This is a genomic window from Pseudomonas sp. PDM13, from assembly GCF_025685765.1.
Classification (GTDB): Bacteria; Pseudomonadota; Gammaproteobacteria; order Pseudomonadales; family Pseudomonadaceae; genus Metapseudomonas; species Metapseudomonas solani.
In genome coordinates, this window is the sequence record NZ_JAOTQU010000015.1 from 123,139 (window position 1) to 148,383 (window position 25,245).

Consider the following 25,245-nt stretch of genomic DNA (forward strand, 5'->3'; position numbering starts at 1 on the left):
TCATGTAGGAACGATATCAATTGGCCATTTCGGCTGATTCTGGAAGCCCTTGAACTTCACCGAGATCGCCTTCACGCCGATCGGTACGTCACCCAGGCGTTTCACCTGCCCGGTCTTCAGGTCGACGAAGCCGAGGCTGCGCCGCACATTACCGTCCACTTCATCCTCCACCAGCAGCATGGCGCCGCCGGCCTGGGGCATGTCGTCCATGGAGAGCACTTTCGGGGCACTGCCGAAGCCATCGCCGAAGGTCAGCTCGGCCAGGGTCACCCAACCATTGTTCGCACTCAGGCGGCTCAGTGAGCAGCCGTTCAGCAACAGGGGCTCGCCCTGCCACTGGGCCAGGCCGGCGCCGCAACGGAGGTCCGCCTCGTGCTGGGAGAGGACCTGCACCTCGTTCTGGCCCCAGGAGGTACGACGGAGCTGGCTCAGCGTGAGGAAATCCTGGTCATCGATGTTCTCGGACATGAGCATATAGGCCAGGTTGCCCCGGGCATCGTCCAGCAGCTGCCCGCTGGGGCTGGCCCAGGCGTTGTCGTCGAGCCGCGTCAGGGAGGGCAGCTCATACGCCTCGTAGCCGAAGCCTTCCGAAGAGCCTGAGGTCGCCGTCCAGAGTTCGCCGTTGTTATCCACGTCCAGGCTGACATACCAGCCATTGAGGTCGCCGGCCATCGTCATCGGCCCGGTGAAGCCGGACTGCTTCAGCACGCGGCTGGTTTCCATGCCATCGGCATCTTCCAGCCCGTAGACCTCGAATTCCGGCAGGGACGCAGGGTCGCTCGGGTCGCTGCCCACCTGCACTTCCAGGGCATCGTCGAAACCGTCGCCATCGCTGTCCGGGTTGCCGTCGCTGGAGCCGTGTTGGGCTTCGGCGGCGTTGCACAGCAGGTCCAGGTCATCGTCACGGCAGGGCGTGAAGTTGACGAGGCGCTCGCGATCGGCGGTGGAGATGCCCTTGAGCGCGTTCTCGCCCAGGCCCTGAAGCACGCTGGCCATGTCCTGGGCGCCGGCTTCGGCGTTTTCCACGGCCAGGAACGACATCACCACGCGGTGCTCGTTGGCGGGTATCTCGAAGCGATAACCGATGCGCCAGCTGTAGTAGGCATCGCTGTACAGCTCGTCGCTGTTGAGCGAGGCGCGCCCGGCCTGGTCAGCAAAGACATGCACGGTGGAAATCGGGCCCGGTACGTCGCCCTGCTCTCCATAAGTCCGCTTGCGCAGGCTCAGCCAGCTGTCATCGGCACTGAGCTGGTCATCGCCGCTGGAGGTTTGCTGCAGGTTGCCCGGCCCCCAGTAGTGCGGGCGAGAGTTGAGGATCGGGGCAATGGTCCGGGCCTGGCCGCTGACGTTGTAGTACCGGTCCAGCACCCGCAGGAAGCTGCGGCCGGTAGCCGGCGCGTAGTACTCGCGGCTGACCACCAGGCCCGCGTCCACCGCCTTCAGCGGCGAGCGCCAGATCGGCTCGTCGCCCATGCGGCTATAGAGCTGGGGCTGCAGCGGTGCGGCCTGCACACGCGCCGCCACCCCTGCCTGCGAGTTGCCGAGGCCTTCGAGCTCCAGGGCATATTCCACGCCGATGTTGCCGGACTCATCGGTACGCTGGATGCGCACGCGGCCATTCTGCTCGACGAACAGGCTCAGGCCGGCCTCCATTTGCATGGAGGGGGAATCGCCTTGGCCCAGCGGGAGGCGGTCGTCGGCACGGTTCTCGGGGTCGGTGCCGTCCGCGAACAGCTCGTCACCGTCGCCACGGCCGCCGCCATCGCTGTCGAATTTGTTCGGCGACAGGCCCAGCTCCAGCTCCAGCTTGTCGGGCAGGCCGTCACCGTCGCCGTCCAGCAGGCGCGGGTGGGTGCCCTGGCGGAATTCCTCGATGTTGCTCAGGCCGTCGCCGTCCTCGTCGCCATCCGGGCTGGTGCCATCCATGCCGTACTCGACTTCGAAGGGGTCCTCCATGCCGTCGTCGTCGCTGTCGCGCTTATCGGGGCGGGTGCCGTACTGGCGCACCTCCTGGTAATCGTTGAGGCCATCGCCGTCGGTGTCCGCCTTCAGCGGGTCGGCGTTGTTCTCCACCTCTTCGCGGTCGTTCAGCCAGTCGCCGTCAGTGTCCTCGCGGGTCGGGTCGGTGTGGTGCAGGCGCACCTCATCGGCATCCGATAGGCCGTCACCGTCGGTGTCGGAGCTGTAGGGGTTGGTGCCGTGCTCCTGCTCTTCCAGGTTGGTCAGGCCGTCATCGTCCCAGTCGTCACCGGCCGCTTCCGGGTTGGCTTCCAGCGGCGCCGGGCCGTAGTTCAGCTCGAAGTAATCGTCCAAGCCGTCGTTGTCGCTGTCGATCACGTCCAGGCGAGTACCCAGCAGAGTCTCGCGGATGTCCGAGAGGCCATCGCCGTCAGTGTCCGCGTGGCCCGGCAGGCGGTCGACGTCCATTCGGTAGTTGCCTTCGGCCGTGGGCACGTAGGTGACGGTGTAGCCATGCAGGTCGAAGTTGCAGTAGCCGCTCTGCTGGATGGCGTAGTCCGGGTAGACCAGACGGCCATTCACACTGGGCAGGTTCTGCGAATCCACGGCGCCGTACCACTCGCCATGGGCGAAGCGGGTACGAGTCTGCAGGCCGCAGTGCCAGCCATTGAGCGGCAGCTTGTAGTAACGGTTTTCGATGCGGCCGTCACGGTGGATCACGGTCTGCACGTCTACCAGTTCGTCGCTGCTCACGCCCTCGCGACCCCAGTCGGTCCAGGTGAGGACCAGGCGGTCCGGCAGCGTGGCCAGGTGGAAGGCCTGGCTGCCCTGGTCGTTCTCCACCAGGCGCTGCAGCGGAATGTCCTGGATGCCGTTGCTACCGCCGATCTCCACCTGCTGGTCATGCACACGGATCGTCAGCGCCTTGTCGGCGAAGGCGAAGTCAGCGGGCAATTGCAGGTCGAGCTGGGTGTTGGGGTCGTCGTAACGCTGGCCGAGGTCGCCGCTCAGGGGCTCGACGTAGTTGTCCTCGCCACCCAGCATCACATCACCGGCGTCGTAAGGCCCATCGATGTTCAGCTGCACGCCCTGTTCGGCATGCACCGGGTAGCCGAGCACGTCCTTGTCGAGCTTGATCAGCCACTGTGCATTCTCGCGGCGGTTCAGGTCCTCGAAGAGGAAGCGGCCATCGGCACCCGTGGTCACGGTGCTGGAGTCGCCCAGCAGGCGCGCCATGAACGCCGGGACTTCGCCGCCCTGATCCTGGTTGCGGCTAAGGCTGACCTGGACATCCGCCAGGGGCACGCCCAGTTCGTTGACCACGCGACCGGCGATGCTGCTCGGCGGTACTGCCACCACGTCGAGCTCCAGGGTCTGGCGACCGACGTTGTGGTTGCTGTCGGTGGCGCGGGCCTCGAAGCGCACGGTGCCTTCGCCCGGCAGGGTCAGTTGCAGCGAGTGCGAGCCGGCGCCACTGAACACGGCCTGCTGCTCGCCATCCATGAGCAGTTCGACGTCGCCGACGATGCCGGCATCCTGCACGTCCAGGGTCAGGTTGATCGGGTCGCCCGGGTAGAACGGGCCTTCGCTGTGGGCGATGCTCACGGCGGGCGCCTGGGTATCGGGCACGCTCGGCTCGGGGTCGCGGCCATCCGGGATGCCGTCGCCATCGACGTCCGGGTTTTCCGGGTCGAGGCCCAGCGGAATCTCGTCGGCATCCGGCATGCCATCGTTGTCGGAGTCCACCAGGTCGCTGAGGTTGACCAGGTCCTGAACCTCTTCCTGGGTCACGCCGACGTCTTCGAAGGTGGCCGACGCCAGCTGCCGCAGCACGCGCTCGGCTTCGGCACGGCTGTAGTTCTGCACGGCGTAGTGCATCAGCACCTGGCGGCTGTGGGGCTTGAGCGTCAGGTTGTACGTCACCGCGTAGTCGTCGGCGCTGCGCATCACGAAGGCCGGGCGCACCTTGGCGCTGGCGCTGCTGAACAGCAGGCCCACGGCCGGGTCGCCACCGCCATTGCTGCCGTCGTCGGTCAGCAGCCAATTGTCGGCCGTGGTGAAGGCCTGGTCGCCGCTGGAGGTGGCGATGGTGTAGGTGGAACTGTCGGAACCGAGGTTGCCGCCGATCTGCACCGGGATGGTCAGTGCCTGGTCGCTGGTGTTCTCGATCCGCTCGATGAAGCGCGCGTAGCTGCCGCTCTCCGGTACGTAGACACTGCGGCTGACCTTGAGCACGCCGCCACTCATGACCTGCGCAGGCAGCGTCACTTCGCGGCCGGCCAGGCGCAGTAGGCCCTGGCTGAGTGCGGGGAAGCCCTGCCCGTTGACGATCAGGTACTGGCCATTGTCATAGGCGTCGCTGGTGCCGTCGTTGATCCCGCCGTTGCCCTGGATGTCCCAGCGGTAGCCGTTGTAGAGGTTGTAGGTGAAGCCGGTGTTGCCCTCGTAGCTCAGCTCCGCGTCGGTGATGGGGTCACGGACCTGGCGAGGCAGGGCCTTGAGCACCAGCGGCTCGACGCGAACGTCTTCCGAGTCCACCGGCACCTGCGCCAGCACCTGGGCGAACATGGGTTGCTTGCCGAACAGCGCGGTGGCCTGGACCTTCAGCGCGGTGTCGGTGGTCAGCACCTGAAGCTGGTAGTGGCCCTGGGCGTCGGTGGTGGCCTCGATACCCTTCACCCGCACCAGGGCGCCGGCGATACCTTTGCCCAGCACGTCCTGCACCCGGCCGGAAACCTCCAGCTCGGGCACGGTGGCGACCGCCACGGTCAGGTCCGCGGTGCGCACGTTGCCGTTGCTGTCGGTGGCACGAACCTGCAACAGGGTGCTGTCCTGGTTCGGCAGGATCACGGTGAAGGTCTGGGTGCCGCCGCTGGTGCGGGTCTCGCGCAGCAGGCCGTCCTGCAGCAGTTCGACCTTGGCCACCAGGCCGTTGTCGCTGATCAGCGCGGTCAGGTCCAGCGATTCGCCACCGTAGCGACGTGCCGGCTCCAGGGGCTGGATGGTGACGTTGGGCGCGGTGGCGTCGGGCACCAGCGGCTCGCTGTCCTTGCCGTCCGGAATACCGTCGTGGTCGCTGTCCGGGTTGGCCGGGTCGGTGCCCAGACGCGCTTCGTCGGCATCGCTCAGGCCATCTTCGTCCTGGTCGTAGAAGGCGAAGAAGTTCACCACCTTGCCGGCCAGGGTCGGGTCCAGGTTGTCCAGGCCCAGGCCCTTGAGACTGCGCAGGCGGGCGCCGGTGAGCATCGCGGCGTCGGCCGAGCCTTCGAGGGTGGAGAAGTGCATGACCACGCGGCGTTCGCCCGCCGGGATGCGCACCTGGTACTCCGCCAGCCATTGACGGCCGTTGCGGCTGACCAGGCTGGTGCCCTGGCGACGGTTGTCGTTGCCGCCCAGCACCTGCAGCAGCACCGGACGGGTCGGCGTGGCGGTGTCGCGCAGCGCCAGGTAGTCATCGGCAGTGGTCAGTTGGTCGTCGCCACTGCTGGTGACGATGGCGGTCTGGGCGTCGTTGGCGCCGTAGTAGGACTGCAGGCGCAGGGTAACCACCTGCTCGGTGCCGCTCGGGTTGTCGAGGATCTCCAGGTAGCGGGCATAGGCACCGCCCACGCTGGGAACCAGTACGCGGCGGCTGACCACCAGGTTGCCCATGCGGCGCCCTTCGTAGTGGTACTCGCGGCCGTTGGCGCTGCTGATGGCATGGTTGTAGGAGTAACCGTAGCGGTCGCCGTTGATGAACAGCCGGTTGGCCCAGTAGCTCGAGTCCACGGCGGAGCCGGTGGTCGAGCGCAGCTCGCCACCGTAATAGAAGTTCCAGTCGCGGTTGTTCTCGTCCTTGGCGGTGCGATAGCCGTTGATGTTCGCGCGATCGTCACCTGCGACCTTGGGATCGGTGCCATCGACGAAGCGTTCGTTGATGTCGCGGCGGCCGCCGTTGTCGCCGTCCGCCTTGAGCGGATCGCTCGGCGGCGTGCCCAGCACTTCCCAGCCGTCCAGCAGCTCGTCGTCGTCGGTATCGACGTCGCGCGGCGAGGTGCCGGCCTGGAATTCGGCCAGGTTGCTCAGGCCGTCGCCGTCGGTGTCGTCCTGGGCACTGACGTTGAGCAGGTTGTTATCCACCTCGTACTTGTCGGGCAGGCCATCGTCGTCGCTGTCCGCCTTGAGCGGATCGGTGCCGTGATTGTTGATCTCGGCGTAGTCGCTGAGGCCGTCGCCATCGGTGTCGGCCAGGTCCGGACGGGTGCCACGGGCGATCTCGTCCGGATCGAGGATGCGGTCCAGGTCGGTGTCGCGGGTCAGCGGGCTGGAATGATGCACCAGCACCTCGGCGCCGTCGGTGAGCCCGTCGCCGTCGGTATCGGCCACGCGCGGGTGGCTGCCGGCTTCCTGCTCCTGCAGGTTGGTCAGGCCGTCGCCGTCGCTGTCCTCGATAGCCTCGCCATTGGCGAGCTTGGGCGCGAAACCATAGCGTTGCTCGAAGCCGTCACGCAGGCCGTCACCGTCGGTGTCGGCCTTGAGCGGATCGAGGCCCAGCAGGTATTCGAGGGCATCGGCCAGGCCGTCGCCGTCGCTGTCCACCTGGGTGGTCCAGTTGACGATGCCGCGCTGCTCTTCGAGGGTCAGGTTCGGTTCCTGGACATCACTATTGGCCAGTTGCTCCAGGGTGCTGCGCACGCGCTCGCGGCTGGCATCCTGCACCAGGTACTGCACCAGCACCTGGCGGCTGCGCGGAGCCAGGGTGACCTGGTAGTTGGCTTGGTACTGGTTGCCGCTGAGCCAGGTGGAAACCGGGCGCAGGGGCGCAGTCGGGCTGCCGATGACCACACCGGCGGCGTACATGCCACCTTCGGGGGCCGCGTCGTCGGTCAGCAGGTAGCTGTCTTCCGGGTCGAAGCCGGCGTCACCGGACGAGGTCTGCACCACCGGGCGACTCGCGTAGAAGTGGCCGTACACATAGAAGGGCACGGTCACCGGCTGGTCGCTGGGGTTCTCCAGCACGCTGATGAAGCGGGCGTAATTCTGGTTCGCCGGGGCATAAACCTTGCGGCTGACCAGTACGTTGCCGAGCTGCTTGGCCGGGTAGATCAGCTCGCGACCATCCAGGCGGGTGCGGTAGGTGTTGCTGTTGTAGTTGCTGCCATTGACCACCAGGTACTGGGCACCGCTGAAGGTCCAGTTGTTGAAATAGGTGCCGTTGTCGATGCCGCCGTAGCTGTTGAAGTCCCAACGAACGGTGTTGTTCACCTCGCGGTTGTACGAGGTGCTTTCCTCGGCGGCGGCCACATGGCGCTCTTCGATCGGCTCGAATGCCGTGCGGCCATGGGCGGCCAGCACCAGGTCACCGATATCGGAGCTGCTGCCACGGGCGAGTTCGAACACCTCGCTGGTGCCGGTAACCAGTTGGTTGCCGAAGCGCGCCTCGGCCCTGACCCGCGGTTCCAGCGCCAGGGTGGAGGCAGACAGGCTGAAGCGGCCCTGGCTGTCACTGGTAACGGTCGCCGAGGATGGCATCGGGCCAGTGCCGTTGCTGAAGGCCACTTCGTCCACCAGGGTCCAGGGACCATTGGCGCGGAAGCTGACTCGCACGTAGCGGCTGTTGATGTTCAGCCCGGACAGGGTCAGTTGGGCATGGGCGTCCAGGGACATCCGGTCGCGGTTGTTGGCATTGCTCGGTGCGGTGTTCAGCGTGCCGACCGGCACCCAGTCGTTGCCGACTTTCTGCAGCACGTCGAAGGACGGCAGCACGTAGTCCGAGAGGGTGTTCTGGGTCGCGCCGACCTTGAGGCTGGTCAGGCTGACCACACGGCCGAAGTCGAAGTCGACGTTCATGGTGCGGTCGTTCCAGCCCAGCCACTCGTAGGCATTGCCTGCGCCCAGGTTGGCGGCGTAGCCGGCTACGCCCAGTTGGCCATCGATCAGTTGGCGGCTGTACTCGTCGGAGTAGCAGTAGTGCCAGCAGTCCAGGCCCTGGTCCAGGGTGTAGGAAACCGGCTTGATGCGGGCGGCTTCGTAGCCGTCGATCAGGGTCACCTGGGCGCCTTCCATGGCTTGGCCGTTGGCGTCCAGCACGCGACCGGTGACCTGGGTGCCCGAATCGTCCACCAGGCTCAGGCGACGCACGCCGCTGCGGCTTTCGTTGCCGTTGGTGTCGCGGGCGCTGGCTTCGATATCCAGCTGCGCGCCTACGCCCGGCACGCGGATCACATGCTGGTAGGGCGCGCGGTCATAGGTGGCCACGGCCACGCCGTTGACATAGAAGGTCACGCTGGCCACGCGGCCGTCGTCGCTGGCATCGGCACGCAGGCGCAGTTGCTGGCCGTGGGCCAGGCTGGCGCCGGCCGCCGGGGAGACCAGGCTCACGGTCGGCGCCTGGGTGTCCTTCTCGGTGGGCGCGCTGTCTTCGCCATCGAGCAGGCCGTCCTTGTCCATGTCCGCATCCAGCGGGTTCAGGCCACGGGCGACTTCGGCACCATCGGACAGGCCGTCGCCGTCGGTGTCCGCCACCTTCGGATTGGTGAGGGTCTCCAGCAGCTCCTGCTTGTTGCTCAGGCCGTCATTGTCATAGTCCTGGCTGGCGTCCTGGGCGTAGCGCGGGTTGAGGATGTCGGCATAGGGGCCCTTCAGCTCGATGAAGTCGGAGAGGCCATCGCCATCGGTGTCCGCCAGGTCCGGACGGGTGCCGTAGTTGTTGATTTCTTCGTAGTCGGAAATACCGTCGTCGTCGCTGTCGGCCTTGCGCGGATTGGCCTTGTACTGGACTTCCTGGGCGTCGAGCACGCGGTCGTAGTCGCCGTCTTCGCTCAGCGGGTCGCTGTTGTGCTGGTTGATCTCGGCGCCGTCGGTGAGGCCGTCCTCGTCGCTGTCGGCCTGGCGCGGGTGGGTGCCCAGCTCCTGCTCGCGCAGGTTGGTCAGGCCGTCGCCATCGCTGTCCAGGTCCTGTTCACCGGCCACCAGCGGGTTGAAGCCGTACTTGACCTCGAAGCCGTCCAGCAGGCCGTCGCCATCGCGGTCGGCGATGAAGGCGCTGGTGCCGTTGGCATATTCGTAGACGTCCTTGAGGCCGTCGTTGTCGCTGTCCTTGAGGGTCAGCTCGTGCATCATCACCAGGATGCCCGGGTGGTAGATGGTGAACAGCGGGTCGTCATCGCCCGGGCGGCCAGCCTCGGTCGGCGAGAAGCCGAAGTACACCTGGCCGGCACCATGGGCGTAGCGGATGGCGACCACGCGCTTGTCGGCACGGGCATCGGTGAACATCAGCGGCACGGCGCCGGGCGCCAGCTTGTCCATCGGCATATAGGTGTGGCCGGCGTAGTCCCTGCCGCGGTAGGGCCACCAGGAACCGATACGGCTCTCGCTCGCGTCGGACCAGCGCTGCACCGGCGTCAGGCGGATCCAGTTACCTGTCCATACCGATTCGGCGGGCTGCCCGGGTACATCCGCGAGCACGTAGTTGGAGCTGGTGTTGTAGTTCTCGTTGAACAGCAGCGTGCCGCCGTTCTCGACGAAGGCGAAGACCTTGGCACGGTTGCTGGAGTAGCTGCTGTTGCCGTAGTGGTCCCGCGAGCTGTCCACCATCAGCATGTCGAGCTGCGACAGGTCGAAGGTGGCCAGGTTGTTCACCTGCACCGGCTCATAGCCGGCACGCTCGATGACCAGCCGCTGGGAGGGCTGGCCGGCGTTGAAGCGGGCGTTGAAGTAGCCCACCCGCACCTTCGGTTGCTGCAGGGTGATGGTGCCGACGTCCGTGGTGCCGCCCCAGACCGGGTCGGTGGGCGCGGAGACGGCGGTCACCGCCTGGTTGCCCAGCAGGCCGCTGGCGATGACCGAGACCACGCCCGGAGCCACCGGCACGCGGGTGATGACGAAGCTGCCGTCGCCGCCGCTGACCGCGGTCTGGCCGCCGACGTCGAGCTGGGCGCCCACCACCGGCTGGCCGTTGCTGTCGAGCACGCGGCCGATCACGGTGGTCAGCGGGTCCTGCACCAGGGCGAAGCTGTGCTCGCCACTGCTGCCGACGTTGTTGTTGGTGTCGGTGGCGATGATTTCCAGGCGCAGGCTGTCGGCGTCGCTCGGCAGGTTCAGGCTGTAGGTGAAGGGCGCAGCATTGACCAGCGCGATCTGGGCGCCGTTGAGGCGGAACGCCACCTTGGTGACCCGGCCGTTGTCCTGCAGGGTCGGCACCAGGGTCATGCGCAGGCCCTTGATCAGGGTCTGGCCGACCTTCGGATTGTCCAGGCCCACGCGGGGCGCCTGGGTGTCCTTGACCAGCGGCTCGGCGTCTTCGTCGTCGCGCAGGCCGTCGCCGTCGGTGTCGGCCTTCAGCGGGTCGGTGCCCTTCTGGTCCACTTCGACGCCGTCCAGCAGGGTGTCGCCGTCGCTGTCCGGGTTGTTGATCAGGGTGCCCAGCTGCGCCTCACGGGCGTTGCTCAGGCCGTCGTTGTCCTTGTCGGCCTGGCCGTCGGCCGGGTCGCTGGGGTTCAGGCCCATCTGCAGTTCGAGCGGGTCGGGGATGCCGTCGCCGTCGGTGTCTTTCTTCAGCGGCGAGGACGCCGGGATATTGCTGACCTCGGCACCGTCGGACAGGCCGTCTTCGTCGGTGTCGACCTTCAGCGGGTCGGTGTGGTGGGTGCGCACTTCGGCGCCGTCGGAGAGGCCGTCGCCGTCGGTATCGGCCACCCGCAGCTTGGTGCCCAGGGCGGCTTCTTCCAGGTTGGTCAGGCCGTCGCCGTCGAGGTCCTCGGCGCCATCGTCGATGCCGTTGCCGTCGGAGTCGCGCAGCGCCGGGTCGAGGCCCTGGGTTTCCATTTCCAGCTTGTTGCTCAGGCCGTCGCCGTCGAAGTCACCGGCCGGGTCGAAGACCTGCAGTTTCAGGGCGTTGCCCAGCACCACCGGCTTGACCGGCGTACCCGACAGGGTGCCGCTCAGAGTCAGGGGTAGCAGTGCGCCATCGGCGATCGGGCTGTTGGCGGCCTCGAACAGGGCCGGAACCGTGATCCTGCGGCTGGAGGACCAGTCGAAGCCCTGGCTGGCGCCGCCCAGCTCGGCACGGCCGTTGGCGACGTAGTACCAACTGACGTTGTCGGCCAGGGTCAGCGGGATCTGGATGCTCTGGCCGGCCAGGACCTTGAGCGGCCCGGCGACGCTGAACAGCGCATGGGGCGCGCACAGCTCGGCGCCCTGCTCGCGGACCTGGTCGTCGCGGGCGACGCCACGCAGGCCGGAGCCGGTGGTGTCGTAGCGGTAGCAACGGCCCAGCGCCAGAGCAGGCTGTGCGTCGAAGGTCAGGGTGCGGCCGTCGCTGCTGAGGGTGGCGCTGCCGCCACGGGCCGCGTTGCCTTCGAAGAACTTGAGGGCATCGCCGCTGGCCAGGCGCACCGGCTCGTCGAAGTCGAAGTAGGCGCGCAGCGCAGTGCCCTGGCGGGCCTCGATGAGGCCACGGATGACCTCCGGCGGCTGCACGGTGAAGCTGATGCGGAAGCGGCTGGTCAGGTCCAGGTTCGGCAGGGCCTGCACCGGGCCGGCCAGGCTGACGGTGACTTCTTCGAAGGCCTCGTCGCTGATGGCCATCCAGCCCTGGCCTGCGCTCAGCTGCACGGTGGTGCCGCCGGCCTTGCCGTCCACTAGGGCGGAGCCGCTGGCCTGGACGTTGACCGCCAGGTTGGCGGGCTTGCCGTCGACCTGGGTGATGGGGTTGCCGAAGCGGTCCTGCAGCATCAGTTGCAGGCGCACGTCCTGCTTGATGCCACGGGTGAGCACCGCGCCGTCGTCCTGCACCCGGCCCTGGTCGTTGAGCAGGCGCAGGTGGCTGGCCACGGCCGGCAGCACGGTGAGGTCGAGGTTGCTGTAGCAGCAGTTGACGTTGCCGCGGGCGTCGTAGGTGTAGCGGATGCTGTTGCCGTTGCTCGACAGCGGCAGGCTGAACTGGCCGGCTTTCTGGCCGACCTGCAGGTTCAGCCGCGCACGGCCGTCCTTCACGGTCACCTGCACCCGCTCCACGGTCTGGCCGTTGAGGGTGGTGCTGCCGATCTGGATGCCGGCGCCGGGCTGGGCGTGGTAGTCGGCGGCCGGCAGGGTCACCACCAGCAGGCTGCTCTGGTCATCGGTGACCGGGTTGAGCACCAGGTCCTGGGACTGGATGTCCAGCGTCAGGGTCTCGCCCGCCGCCACCGGCGGCAGGTAGCTGAGCAGCAGGTTGCGGGTCGGGCCGGCGAGCAGGCCGAGGGCCTTCTCGGCACGGGCCACCTGGGTGAACTGCGGCAGGTCCGCCCACAGCAGGTAGTCGCCCAGACTCCGGTCGGCGTTGAAGGTCAGGCTGGCGTAGCCGCCGCTGTCGCTGTTGCTGGTGCCGAGGTTTTCCACATAGCCGTCGGCCAGGCGGCGCAGGCGCCATTGCACCGGCTGCTCCGGCACCGGGCGCGCGGCGGCGTCGAGCACCTGCACGCGGTAGATCGGACGTTCCTGCACCCGCGCCTGGTCGGGGTTGTCGCTGCCCTGTACGGCCTTGAAGCGCAGCTGGTTCGGCGACTGGGTCAGGGCCACGGCGTATTCGCGGCTGAGGGTCTGCTGGCCGATGCGGTCGGTGAGTTCCACCTGCACGCGGAAGGCGTCGCCCGGCAGCGCGGCTTCGGGCATGCGCAGGTCACGGCTGTGGCCGTTCCAGTAGGCGCCATTGCCGCAACGGAAGTTGCTGCTGTCGTCGCGCAGGCAGCTGAACAGTTCCTTGCGCTCGCTGCCCACCAGCTGCAGCACGCGCAGGCCCAGGCCGCCGGTGTCGTCCAGGGCGTTGAGGTTGTTCAGTTGCAGGGTGACCAGGCCACCGTAGACGCCACGGGCCGGCAGGCTCACCTGCAGCGCGGTGGCGTCCGGCGCGCGGTCGCGGACCACGCGCAGGTTCTGCGCCGGGGACTCGCTCACCTGGCCGCGGCTGTCGGTCAGGCGCACCTTGAACGGCTGGTTGACGCTGCTGGCGACGCGCTCGGTACGGCGGTCCTGGACGCTGAAGCTGCGGTTCAGGGTGGTGCCGGTGACATCGTAGTGGTCGGTGAAGCCGTTCCACAGCAGGTCGACGCCCTTCAGGCCGACGTCGTCGCGAGCGGCCAGCTGGATGTCGAAGCGGCCGCGCTCGATCACCTCGGCCGGCAGGCTCAGGCTGCTGACTTCGGGGAAGGCGTCGTCGATGACGGTGATGCGCAGATCGGCGCTGCTGACGTTGCCGGCGCGGTCACGCACCTCGACGTTGTAGACCTGCTCGCCAAGGCTGGTGGCGGCGTCCTGGTAGCTCAGCTGGTTCTGGCCGAATGCCACCGCCACCACCTGGCCGTTGCGCAGCAGCGTGGCCTTGTCGAGGGCGCCCTCTTCGTCCGCCATCTGTGCAGTGACGGTGAAGGGATAGCCGCGCACGGCACGGTTGTTGTCCTTGAACACCGCGCTGCCCTGGTAACCGAGGCTCACGGTGGGCGCCTTGGTGTCCTGGTGACGGTAGAAGCGCTTGGCCGCTGATTCGGCGCTGTTGCCGAACACGTCCACCGCGCGGGCCTTGAGGTACTGGCCGCTGAAGCTGCTGTCCAGGGCCAGGTTGGCCTGGTAGGGCTGGGCGCTGCGCAGGGCGACGCGCTGCCAGGGTCCGTTGCTGCCGGCGGCGACCAGGAATTCCACCTGGGCCAGGGGCTGCTGGCTACCGCTCACCTGGGCGCTGACGGTCAGCGGCAGGGGCAGCCAGGAATGTTCATCGGCCACCAGGGCGATGCTGAAGGGGTTGGCCACGCCGTCGCCCGGCTCCAGGAACAGGTCGCGGGCAGTGCCCTGGCGGATCACGCCATAGGCATCTTCCAGGCGCAGGCCCAGTTCCATGGACTGGCCACCCGGCAGGCTGGCGGGCAGGCGCAGCTGGGTCGCGCCAAGGCCCTGGCCGAGGGTGCCGGCCGGTTGGCCGTTGATGCTGAATTCGACGCCGCGCAGGCCGTCTTCGGCCAGGCCGAGGGCCAATGCCTGGGCCGCCTGCAGGTGACTGCCGGCCAGGGGCTCGAGCAGCGAGGTGGTGCTGGCGCCGAGGCCATAGGGCAGCTCGTAGACCAGCACGCCCTGGCTGCCGAGGCCGACGGCCAGGCGGTTGTTTTCCACGGCCAGGGCGCTGATGCGCTGGGCGAGCAGCAGCTCGCCGTTGGCCATGGCCTGGCCGCTGGCCGGGTCCAGGGCCAGCAGGCGCACGCCCTGGGCCTGAGGTTGTTCGATCCACAGCAGGTTGCCACCCAGGTACAGCTGGCTGGCGCTGGCGCCGGCCAGCAGTTCGCTGCGCTGGCCGCTGCGCAGGTCGTAGCGCCAGGCACGCTCGGCGGAGATGTAGAACAGCGCGTCGCCGGTGAAGGCCAGTTGACGGACTTCGCCACCCAGCTGGGCGCTCAGTTCGCTGACCGGCTGGCGGGCGTCGCTGCGCAGGTCCACCAGGAATACGCGGCCGCTCTCGCTGAGGGCGACGACACGGCTGCCGTGGGCCGACAGCTGGCGCAGGCTTTCCTGGGCGTTGACCAGCAGGCTGCGGCGGCTGGCCGGGTTGGTCAGGTTGTCCAGGGGGGCGATCTGCAGGCTGCCGCCGCTGGCCACCAGCAGTTGGCCACGGGCAATGGCCAGGTCGTTCACCGGGGTCTGGGCGAAGACGGTCTGGGCCGCCAGGGTGGAGCGCGACAGCGCCACCACTTGCTGTTGCTGATCCTGGGCGAGGAACCACAGGTCACCGGCGCTGGCCACCTGGCTGGCGGCCTGGGTGAAGGCCTGGCTCGGGTACAGGGTGGACTGCCAGCTGCCGGCGTCGTCCTGGCGCAGCAGCTGGGCGCCGAAGTTGTCGGCGGCGACCAGCACCTGGCCGTCACGCAGGCCCAGGTCTTCCACGCTGCCACGGGTCGGGGTGGCCAGGCTGCGGCTGTCGTGGAGCAGGTGGAAGCCGGCGCTACCGGCCTGCGGACGCAGCACCAGGCCTTCGCTGCCGCCCAGCCAGAGGCGGCCGCCGGTCCATTGCGCCGCGGCCACGGGCGCATTACCCAGGCTCCAGTCGGCGATGCGCTGGCGGGTGGCCAGGTCTATCAGTTGCAGGCGGCCGTCGGCCAGCGCCAGCAGTTGGCCCGGCAGGGCGAACAGGCGCTTGGCGGCAGCACCCAGCTGTACGGAGGTGCCTTTCAGGGCGGCATCCAGGCGCCACAGGCGGCCGGCGGTGTCCGACACCTGCAGCTGGTCGCCGCTGCGGGCCATGGCCAGCAGGTTCTCGCCGCTGAAGCTGGCGATGACCTGGCCGCTGCTGGACAGGCGCAGAACCTGGCCGGCGGTGAGCACCAGGAAGCCGTCGTCGCGGGCCAGCAGCTGGCGGACCTCGGCGCCCAGGGTCTGGGTGCCGCTGGCCTTGAGCTGGCTGCCCAGGGCGTCGAACCAATAGAGGTCGCGACCGCTGGCGCCAAGGACGCGCTCGCCCTGCACCGCCAGGTGGTTTAGGGGCGCGGCCACGGCCAGGCTGCCGGCGCTGCGCAGGCCGTCCTGCGGGTCCAGCAGGGTCAGGCCGAAGCCCTTGATGCTCAGCAGCAGGTAGCGCTGCAGGTTGTCCATGGCGGCGATGGGGCCGTCGAGGCGCTGGCGCAGGCCCTGGGCATCATGCAGTTCGGCACCGCGTGCCAGCCAGTAGCCGCCCACCTGGGGCAGCATCAGGTCGAAGGGCAGGCGCGCGCTTTCGCTCTGCAGGTTCCAGGCGTCCACCACCGGCGCGCTCCAGCGCTGCTCCTGGCGGTTGCCCAGCTCGTCGTCGATCAGGGCGCGCACCCGCAGTTCGCGGATGCCCGCCGGCAGGCGCAGGCCGAGGCTGCCGGCGCCGCTGGCCAGCAGGCGGTCGTTCTGGTCCAGGGCTTCCAGGCTCATGCGGAAGCGCGCGGCGTCCACGCCGTTGAGGCTCAGGTCCACGCGGCTGCCGGCATACAGCAGGCTCGGCAGGCCGGCGAGTTGCGGCTGGGGCAGTTGCTGGGCCGGCGCGACGCGCAGGTTCAGTTGCTGTTCGCTGTAGTGGAAGTCGCCGGCGAAATAGGCACGGGCGCGCAGTACATAGCTTTCCTGCACGGCCACCTGGGGCAGGCGCAGGCTGAAGCGGCCCTGCTGGCCGGCGTCGAGGATGCGCTGCACGGACTGGCCGTTGAAGCTCAGCAGTTCGAGTTCCACCCAGGCCGGGACGTCGCCCACCTGGTAGGCCAGGGACAGGCTGGAGCCTTCGGCGAACACCTGGTTGTTGCCGGCGCCGCTCAGGGTGATGGCGCTGGTGGATTGGTTGGCCTTGGTGAACAGGCCGATCTCGCGGGCACCGGCGGCGTCCTGCCAGCCGTAGCGGGCTTCGCCGCTGGCCGGCAGGCCGATCCAGCTGAAGCGCTGGCGCAGGCCGTTGACGGCGGGTTGCGCCTGGCCTTCACGGGTCAGGCTGGCGCCCGCGCCTTCGCTGCCGGCGTTGAAGGCGGCGGCCAGGGGCAGGCGGGCACCGGCGACGAGCACCGCGCCCTGGTCGGGCACGAGGTCGGCGGCGGCCACGGTGGCGGCGGGTACGGCCAGGTCCAGGCTCTGCTCACCGGCGTGGTCCTGCAGCACCAGGCGCAGGGTGGCTGGCGGGTTGGCCAGCAGCCAGGCGCGGCCTTGGGGGAAGGCCTCGCCGAGGTAGGTGTCCAGTTCGCCCTGGTACCAGAAGGCCTGGGCGGCCAGGGGCTTGTCGGCGCCATCACGCAGGCTCAGGTCGGCCTGGCCGAGGGCGGCTTCGGCTGCGGCAGGCAGGCCGCCCACCAGCACGCCGAAGGGCAGGCGCACGGCCTTGGCGGCCAGGGTGACGGCCGGTGCGGCAGCCACTTTCAGAGGTTCGACCACCAGTTGTTGCACGCCGTCGCGCAGTTGCAGGGACACCAGGCGGCCAGCGGTGAAGGCCAGGTCCTGGCGTTCGCCCGCCAGGGCACCCAGGCGCTCGCCGTCACGCCAGGCCTGCCAGCTGTCGCCGTGCAGGTCGTTGCTGACCCGCAGCCAGGCCAGCTCGCCGTCGAAGCGGGCGCGTTGCACCTGGCCGTCCACGGCCAGCACGGTGGCATCGCCCAGGCGCCAGCCATCGGCATCCAGCAGCGGTTTGAAGCGGGTGGCTTCAGTAGCGGTCCAGGTCACCAGGCGCTCGCCGTCGAGGGCGAAGCCCAGGCGGCCCGGCAGTGCCAGGCTGGCACGGCGCACCAGTTGCGGCAGGCGGCTGTCATCCAGTTGCAGCCATTCCAGGCCCTTGTCGGTCAGCACCAGCAGGCGCTGGCCATCCAGCTGCACCTGGCGGATTTCGTCGGCGAGGCTCAGGCCCACCAGTTCGGCCATGGCGCCGCCGTCGACGGCGTAGCCGCCCAGTTGCTGGCCATGACGGACGAACAGCAGGTCGCCACTGCCACCCAGCAGGGTGCCGGCGATGGGTTGTTCCACGGCGGCCAGCCAGGCGTCGCCCTGCCAGCGCCAGAAGCGCAGGTAGTCCTGGCCATCGCGGCGGACCTGGGCCACCAGGCCGGTGCCGGTGAAGGCCAGCTGGCGGATGCGGCCGCTGTCACGGCTTTCCACCTGGCCACCGAGGGTGCGGATGCGGTAACCGTCGCGCTGGGCGTTTTCGGCCCAGGCAGCGCCGTCCGCCAGGCCCGGCAGACGGGTCAGGTGGCTGGCCTGGTAGCCGGTCTCGATGGCTTCGCGACGGCTTTCGGCTTGCAGGTAGCCCAGCTTGGTCAGGCTGCGCTCCAGTGCCTTCTCGTGGCCGGAGCGGTCACGCAGGGTGGCGGCCAGGCGCAGGCCGGCACCCTGGGTGAGGCTGTTCCAGACCTGGCGCTGGTCGCTGAAGGCCAGGCGCGCAGCGGCGCTGCCGGCATCGGCCGGGTCGAACAGGTCGAGGGTCGAATCGCGGCTGAAGTCGTTCATGCCCGCCGGCGGCGGTGCGTCGATCCACAGCTGGGTACCCGCCAGCAGGGTGCTGGCCGGTTGCAGCAGCAGGCCCACGTCCTGATCGATGCCGTTGTCGGCATGCAGGTTGAGGATGCGCTGGCTGCGCAGGGTCTGGCCCTGCCAGGTGGCTTCGAGGCGCAGCACCAGCACGCCATCGGCGGCGACCTGGGGCATGGGCACGGCCAGTTCCACCACCTCGTCGCCGTCGGCGGCGCGGGTCAGGGTACGGGCTGCCGGGTTGCCGGCGTGTTGCGGGTTGCCGGCGATATCCAGGTTCAGGGTGGCCTGTTCCAGTTTGCGCATGCGCACCCGCACCGGGATGGTTTCGCCGGCCTGGACGTCGAGGCCGTCGGCCGGAACCAGGAAGCTCAGCTCCGGCGCGCCGGCACGGCTGTCGTAGGGCTGCAGGGTGACGCTGGCCGGCGCACTGGCCAGGCCATTGAGGTCAATGGCGCGGGCCACCACGCGGATCGGCTGGGTGGCGTCGGCAGCGATCGGCAGGCGCAGGCGGCTCGGGTCGGCCAGGCGCTGGCAGGCCTGGGCGTCGGCGAAGGGATCGGTGCTGCGGCTGTCGACGCAGGCTTCGACACGGTCGATGCCGTAGCGGTCGTAGCTGCGCAGGATGATCTCGGTGGTCTCGCCACGGGGCACGAACTCGCCGTCCAGCGGGGCGATGATGGACAGCTGCGGCGGGGTGCGATCCGGCTGCAGGTCATAGCCCACCGGGAAGTAGCGGTAGCTTTCCTGGCCGGCCAGGCCGAAGCCCACGCGCAGTTCGGCGGTGATCGGGGTGGCCGTGGTCGGCGCGCCCGGCAGGTCACGCAGGCGCGGGTGCGGCACGTTCAGGCTGGCCAGGCCGCTGGCGCGGTCGAAGCTGGCGGTCTGGTAGCGGCCATCCAGCAGGCGCACTTCGGTGCTGCGTACCAGGTCCAGGTCGCCGCTGATGGCGAAGCGCAGCTCGGCCGGGGTGCTCTCTTCCACCGGCGTGGGCGCGGTGCTGAAGGAGGCCAGGGTCAGGTCCGGGGCGCTGATCTCGGCGTCGAAGCGGCGGTCGATGCTGTTGCGGCCGTCACTGGCGCGCAGCAGCAGGCTGAAGCCCTGGTACTCGCCGTTGAGGTCGAGGCTGAACTCGCCCTTCTGCACCGGCACCCAGTCGGTTTTCCAGGTCTGGCCGCCATCGGCGGACAGGCGATAGGCGAAGGCGATCTTGTCGGCGGCCAGCAGGTTGTCCTGGGCGCTGACCAGGAAGCCGTAGCGGCTGCCGGTTTTCAGGCGTACCGCCGGGCTCAGCGCGCGGCCGTCCTGCAGCTTGATCTGCAGCGAGTCGTAGCGCGGGGCCAGGCGGTCTTCGGCCTGGAACACGCCGTTGTAGGCGCCGGCCTTGATCAGCGCGTTGTCGCGGGCGGGGTTGCCGGCGGCGTCGCGGATGCCGGTGAGGGCGATCTGGTAGAGGGCGTTGGCCTCCAGCTGGGCGTCGGCGCGCAGGCGCAGCTCCAGGCGGTTGCCCTGGGTGATGAGCGGCTGGAAGCGCGCGCTGACGTCTTCGCTCGGCTGGGCGTGGGTGTCGTAGTCCTTGAACACCTTGGTGACGCTGACGCCCTGCACCTGCAGCGGCTCGTCGGCTTCCAGCACCAGCGGCTGGGACGCGCCCAGGGCGGCGATCAGGCGCACGCTCGGGGCGCTGTCGTCCACGGCGGTGAGCCATTGGGCCGGGGCGCTGTCGACGCGCTCGCCACTGGACTCGCGGAGGACGGAAACCTGGTACTGCCAGCCCGGCTGGCTGGCCGGGGTGACGAAGTTCAGGCCGTCGTCGGCCAGGGTGAAGGCCACGCGGTTGCTGGCGGTGGGCTGGATGCCCTGGCCGGCCGGGTACCAATGCAGGCTGAGGCCTTCGGACAGGCCCTGGGCGGCGATGTGCACCTGGGTGCCACCGGCGTCGCTGACCACCTGGCCGGCGGCATGGGCGGACTGCACCGCGTCGATGGCCAGCGGGGTGACCACGGCCAGGGCGGTGGGCAGGGTGGCGCGTTCGTCGCCGTAGCGGGCCTGCAGGCTGTAGAGGCCGGCCTGGTCCATCTGCAGGCGGAAGCTCAGCTGGTCGCCGGCGGCGTTGGCGCGCAGCTGGCTGCGGCCGAGTACGCGGTCACCGACCTGGAGCTCGTCGATCAGTTGCAGCTGGCGACCCTGCAGCACGTAGTCGCGCGGCACGCCGCTGATGCTGCGGTTGGGTTGCAGGCTGTCCAGGCGGACCTGGGCGGCGCCGAAGAAGTCCACGGCATCCACCAGCCACGGCAGGTCGATGTGCACCTCGGCACCTTGCAGCCAGTCCAGCGGCGCCTGGCTCAGTTGCAGGCGGTAGAGGCCGGCCGGCTGGAAGCTCGGCTGCTGCACCAGAGCACGCAGTTCGCGGCCCAGCAGCTGGGATTCGCTGGCGATGCTGTCGCCGCTGGCCGAGGACAGCGCCAGGCGCGCCTCGCGCCAGGCGTATTCGGCACCGGCCACGCGCAGGCCCAGCGGCTCGTCGGCGGCGGCCAGGCTTTCCGGGGCCAGGCCCCAGGCGTTGTTCATCGGCACGCTGGCGTTGAAGTAGTTGCCGCCGTTGCTCCATTCCAGCAGGTCGCCGTGCAGCTCCAGCTGCCCCAGGGAGCCCACGCTGTCGTTGGCGACGGTGATAGCCGCCACTTCACGGGCCACCAGGCGGCGCTGGTCGTCCAGGTCGAGGTCGAGGACCTGCAGGCGGCCGCTGTCCAGCCAGGCCAGCAGTTCGCCCTGGCTGGCGAGCTTGGTGATGCGTGCGGGGATTTCCAGCTCGCCCAGCACCGGCTCGCCACGGCCACGCAGCAGGGCGGCGCGTTGCAGCACCTGCAGCCCGGAAGTGCCTTGCAGGTAGAGACGCGAGCCGTCGAGCCACAGGGACTTGGCGCCGGCCAGGCCATGCACCTGGGTGGCCAGCAACTGGGCCGGGTCACGGACGTTGCGCACTTCCAGGCGGTCGCCGTAGAGCAGGTAGAGGGCGCGGCCATCCAGCGCCAGGTCCACCAGCGTGCCGCTGCCGAGGGTCAGCTCCTTGAGCTCCGGCCCCTGGACCTGGCCATGGAATACCCGGTTGCCGGCCTTGACCAGCAGCAGGTCACCGGCGATGCGCACCTTGTCGTACTGGACCTGGCGGCTGTTGGCCAGGGCCGGCAGCGCCTGGGGCGAATAGAGGTTGGCCAGGTCGTAGACCTGCAGGCGGGTCTTGTCGCCCAGCACGGCGGCGTAGCGGTCGCCCAGGGCCAGGTCCACCACGTTGGCGGCGGCCTGCCACTTGGCCAGCAGTTGCGGGGTGCTGCCATCGCGCAGGCTGTAGAGCTGCACGTCGCGGCTGCTGCCGGTGAGCAGCAGGTCGCCCTGGCGGCGGAACTGCTGGACGCTTTGCAGCTGGCGGCGGGCCGGCAGTTCGATGCGCAGGCTGGCGTCGCTGGAAAGATCGCCGGCGAAGCCCTGGTTGCTCACTTCCACCAGCAGCTGGCCGAGGCTGTTCTCCGGCACGGCGAAGCTGATGAGGTCGGCGCGCTCGAGGCGGGTGCTGGCGATCTGGCGACCGTTGACCCGGACCACGGTGGACTCGCCGAAACCACGCCCTTGCAGGCCGACGATCTCGCCGGCGTTGTAGATGAAGCGCTTGGCCTGGACGTTGAGGGTGCCGGTCAGGCGGTCGTAGAGGCCGGTCTGGTCGATACGCGGGTCGGCGACATAGGTCAGCGCGGCGCCCAGGAAGACTTCCTGGCCGCCCTGCTTCAGGCGCAGGCCCACCGGCAGGTTGCGGTCCGGCGAGGCCACCAGGCCCGGGACGCGGAAGCGCAGCTGGTTGTCGTCGCGGTAGAGCACGTCGGCCGCCGGCACGCGCTGGCCGCCCACCTCGATGTCCAGGGCTTCGGCGAAGTTGCGACCGCGCAGGGTGACTTCGGCACCGCCACGCCAGCTGGCCTGGCGCGGCGAGACGCTGTCGAGCACCGGCTGTTGCTGGTCGTCGGCGATGAAGCCGAAGCGGTAGTCGTGGCCCAGGGTGCGGCCCTGCTGGTCACGCAGGGCGGCGCCCAGCTGGACCTGGTATTGCTTGCCGGCCTGCAGCGCGGCCGGGCGGATCACCAGGCGGCCGACGCCGACCTGGGCCACCTGGGCCGGAACCGGGGTGCCGCTGAGCAGCAGTTGCACCAGCTGGGTGCCCTGGTCGCGCAGCTGGGCGTTGTCCAGCAGGCGGTTGAATTGCACTTCGATGGCGCCGTCGCGCGGCAGGCGGCCGGAAGGCAGCGGCTGCTGGGACAGGATCGCGAGGTTCTGGTAGGCCAGGGTGTTGAGGCTGCCGCCCAGGTAGTTGGCGGAATCCAGGCTGGGCAGCGGGTTCTCGGCGGGCACGCCGTCCAGGTAGACGAAGGCGCTGCCGGCATACAGGGCCTGGCTGCCCAGGGACAGGCTGTTGACGTTGCCGAGCACGCTGAAGTAATCGCGCAGGCCGATGCTGGCGCGGGCGTCGCCGTTGAGCCACGGCGAGATGTCGAACAGCTGCACGTCGCCCTGGCCGCCGGCCACGTAGAGAGTCTGTCCGGCCAGTTGCAGTTGGCCGGCGAACAGGTCGCCACGGCTGACCAGGTAGGTGAGCTTGAGGTCGGCCACCGGGGTGGCGTCGTCGCTGCGGTCCAGGTTGAACAGCTGCACGGTGGCGTTCTTGCCACTGGAGACCAGCAGGCGCTCGGGCGCCACCAGCAGGTCTTCGGGGACGAAGGGGTTGCCGGCCTGGTCGCGGGTGGCGACGCGGCGCACCACGCGGAATTCGCCGCTGGCCAGTTCCACTTCCACCAGTTGGCGCTGCTGCGGCAGGGTGGCCCAGAGGCTGGAGCCGGCCAGGCGCAGGCGACCGGGCACGCCGCCCAGCTGCTGCACGCTGATCAGGCCGAGGTCGGTGAGCTTGAGGTCCTGGCCGATGCGGTACTGGCGCACGCCGTCCTTGTAGCCGACGTAGAGCAGGTCGTCGCGGCTGGCCAGGGCGTTGATCTCGCCGGCCATTTCCAGTTCGGCGAGCTTCTCCGGCGCGGCCGGCAGGGTCAGGTCGAATTGCAGCAGCTTGCGGCCGCCGGCGGCGAACAGCTGGCGATCGTTGATGGTCAGGTCGACGAAGCCACGGGGCGACAGGCCGTTGGCGGCTTCGTAGTGGTAGGACTTGGTCTGGCCGGCGAATTCACGGGTGACGATCACCGGGTGCACCGGGTCGCTGATGTCGGCCACCAGCAGGCGCGCGGCGTTGCTGGTCAGGGCGGCGACGCGGCCCTGGCTGTCGAGCTTGTCGAAGCTGCCGCCGGTGACGGCGTAGAGCAGCTGGCTCTCGGCGCCGTCGAGGCGGGCGATGGCGGAAACCGGGCTGGCCATTTCGGCCGGCAGGTTGACCGAGCCGGTGGGGATGCCGGTGTAGAAGTAGTCCACCGGCGAGTCGCTCTGCTCACCCGGGAACAGCTGGCTGATGGCGCTGACCTTGGCCTTGCCGAAGCTGCCGGCGGGGGCGCGGACTTCGGCGCGGTTGCTGCTGAGGATCTTCAGGTCGCCGGCCAGGGCGCCGGCGAAGCGCACCTGCATGTAGTGGTTGAAGCCACGGCCGTGCAGGGTCACCAGGTTACCGCCCTGGGGCGGGCCGGTCTGCGGTTGCAGGTCGTCGATCTCGATCTGCGGCAGCACGGTCATGGCGCCCTGGCGCAGGTAGGACAGGCGCTGGTCGATGCGCTCGACCTTGACCGCCAGGCTGGCGCTGATGCCGGCCAGTTGCAGGTCCGGTACGTCGACACGCAGTTGGGTGTCGGTGACTTCCAGCACCTGTTGGGGCTGCAGGCGGGTTTCGCCCAGCCACACGGCGAGCTGGTCGGCGGCGATGCCGAAGCCGCTGCCCTTGATCACGGCGACTTCGCCACCGGCGGCGTGGAAGTAATGCAGGCCGGCGACACCGGCGACTTCACGCTGGACCTGGGTGATCTGCGGACGGATGCCGGTGAGGCGCTCCAGTTGCAGCACGAAGGCCTGGCGCAGGGCGTGGCCGGCCAGGTCGGTGAGCGCGGTGCTCACTTCGATGCGCAGCGCGCCCTGGTAGTCGCCCTTGAAGGCGATCTGCACCTGGCCGCCGCGCAGGGTGTTGGTGCCGGTCATCTCGAAGGCGCCGGCCGGCAGCGGCTGGCCGCCCTCGCCCAGCACGCGGATGACCTGGCCCAGGTGCGCCGGGTCGGTGTTGATCAGGTTGTTGAAGGCGATCAGTACCGATTCGCCGCTGCCCAGCACGGCACCGTTGCCCGGGGTGGCGGAGGCGACGGCGAGGTAGGGCGAGGTGTTGATCTGCACGCCCTTGCCGTTGCCCTGCATGACCTGCCCGCCGACGCTGAGCAGCTCGCCGCCGGTCTTCTGGTTCTGCCAGTAGATGGTTTCGTACTGGCCCTGGGCGTTGGCTTCCAGCAGCAGGTAGGTGTCGCCGGTGCCGACGCTGATCAGGCCCTGCTGGACCTGCAGGGTCGGGCGGCTGAGGGTGGCGCCGATGGAGTCGCCGGTGACGGTGCCGCGCTCGATGGCCTGGACGCGGTAGTCGAGCTTGTCGCCGAAGTCCTTGAAGGTGGCGAGGTGCAGCTGCTTGTCGCGCAGGAACAGCACGTACAGCTGGCCGTTGAGCCATTGCAGGTCCACCGGCGCACCCAGCAGGTCGGCGCGCAGGCTGCCGTCGAAGGGAATGCTCGGCAGCGGCGCCTGGGCGCCCAGTTCGTTGCGGCCCAGGGGCAGGAAGCGCACATAGCCGGTGCCCAGGTCGTTGGCGGCGGCCACGGCGAGGGCGCCGCGCTCGCTTTCCACGGCCAGGTCGAGGGCGCGGTGGTTGGGCAGGGTCAGGCTGGAGACCAGCAGCGGGCGGCCGAGGTCGTTGATGTCCACCACGCGCACGCCGTCGCGGTCGTTGGCCAGGTACACCAGGCTGCCCAGGGTCTCCAGGCCCAGCACCGGCTGGTCGAGGCGCAGCTGGGACAGGCGGATCGGCCGTTCCCACAGCCCGATGTCGTAGATCTCCAGGCCGGCCGGCATCAGGAAGCGGTTGGAGCTGGTGGGCGCGGAGCCCGCCTTGACGCCGACGAACAGGGTGTCGCCCACCACCTGGGCGGCGCCGATCTGCATCGGCGGGTAGTTCGGCAGCACGATGCCCAGGCCCTGCGGCAGGGTGTAGGACAGCGAGCCTACCTTGATTTCGCGGGTGCTGGCGCCGCTGGGGATGCGCAGGAAGACGTCGTAGATATCCGGGTCGATGACGCCCGGGAGGATGAATTT

At 69.1% G+C, this 25,245-nt stretch carries 1 protein-coding gene (only partly in view); it reads right to left on the bottom strand.

Annotated features, from left to right (window positions below; all coding sequences use genetic code 11):
- A protein-coding gene (locus OEJ36_RS16975) for an Ig-like domain-containing protein (RefSeq protein WP_263402505.1) crosses the window boundary here: on the bottom strand, positions 1–25,245 show its 3' portion. The gene runs 17,637 nt beyond the window's last position; 25,245 of the gene's 42,882 nt are visible here — the last part of the coding sequence; its start codon lies off the right edge, out of view — the gene reads right to left on this strand; it ends in the stop codon at positions 1–3.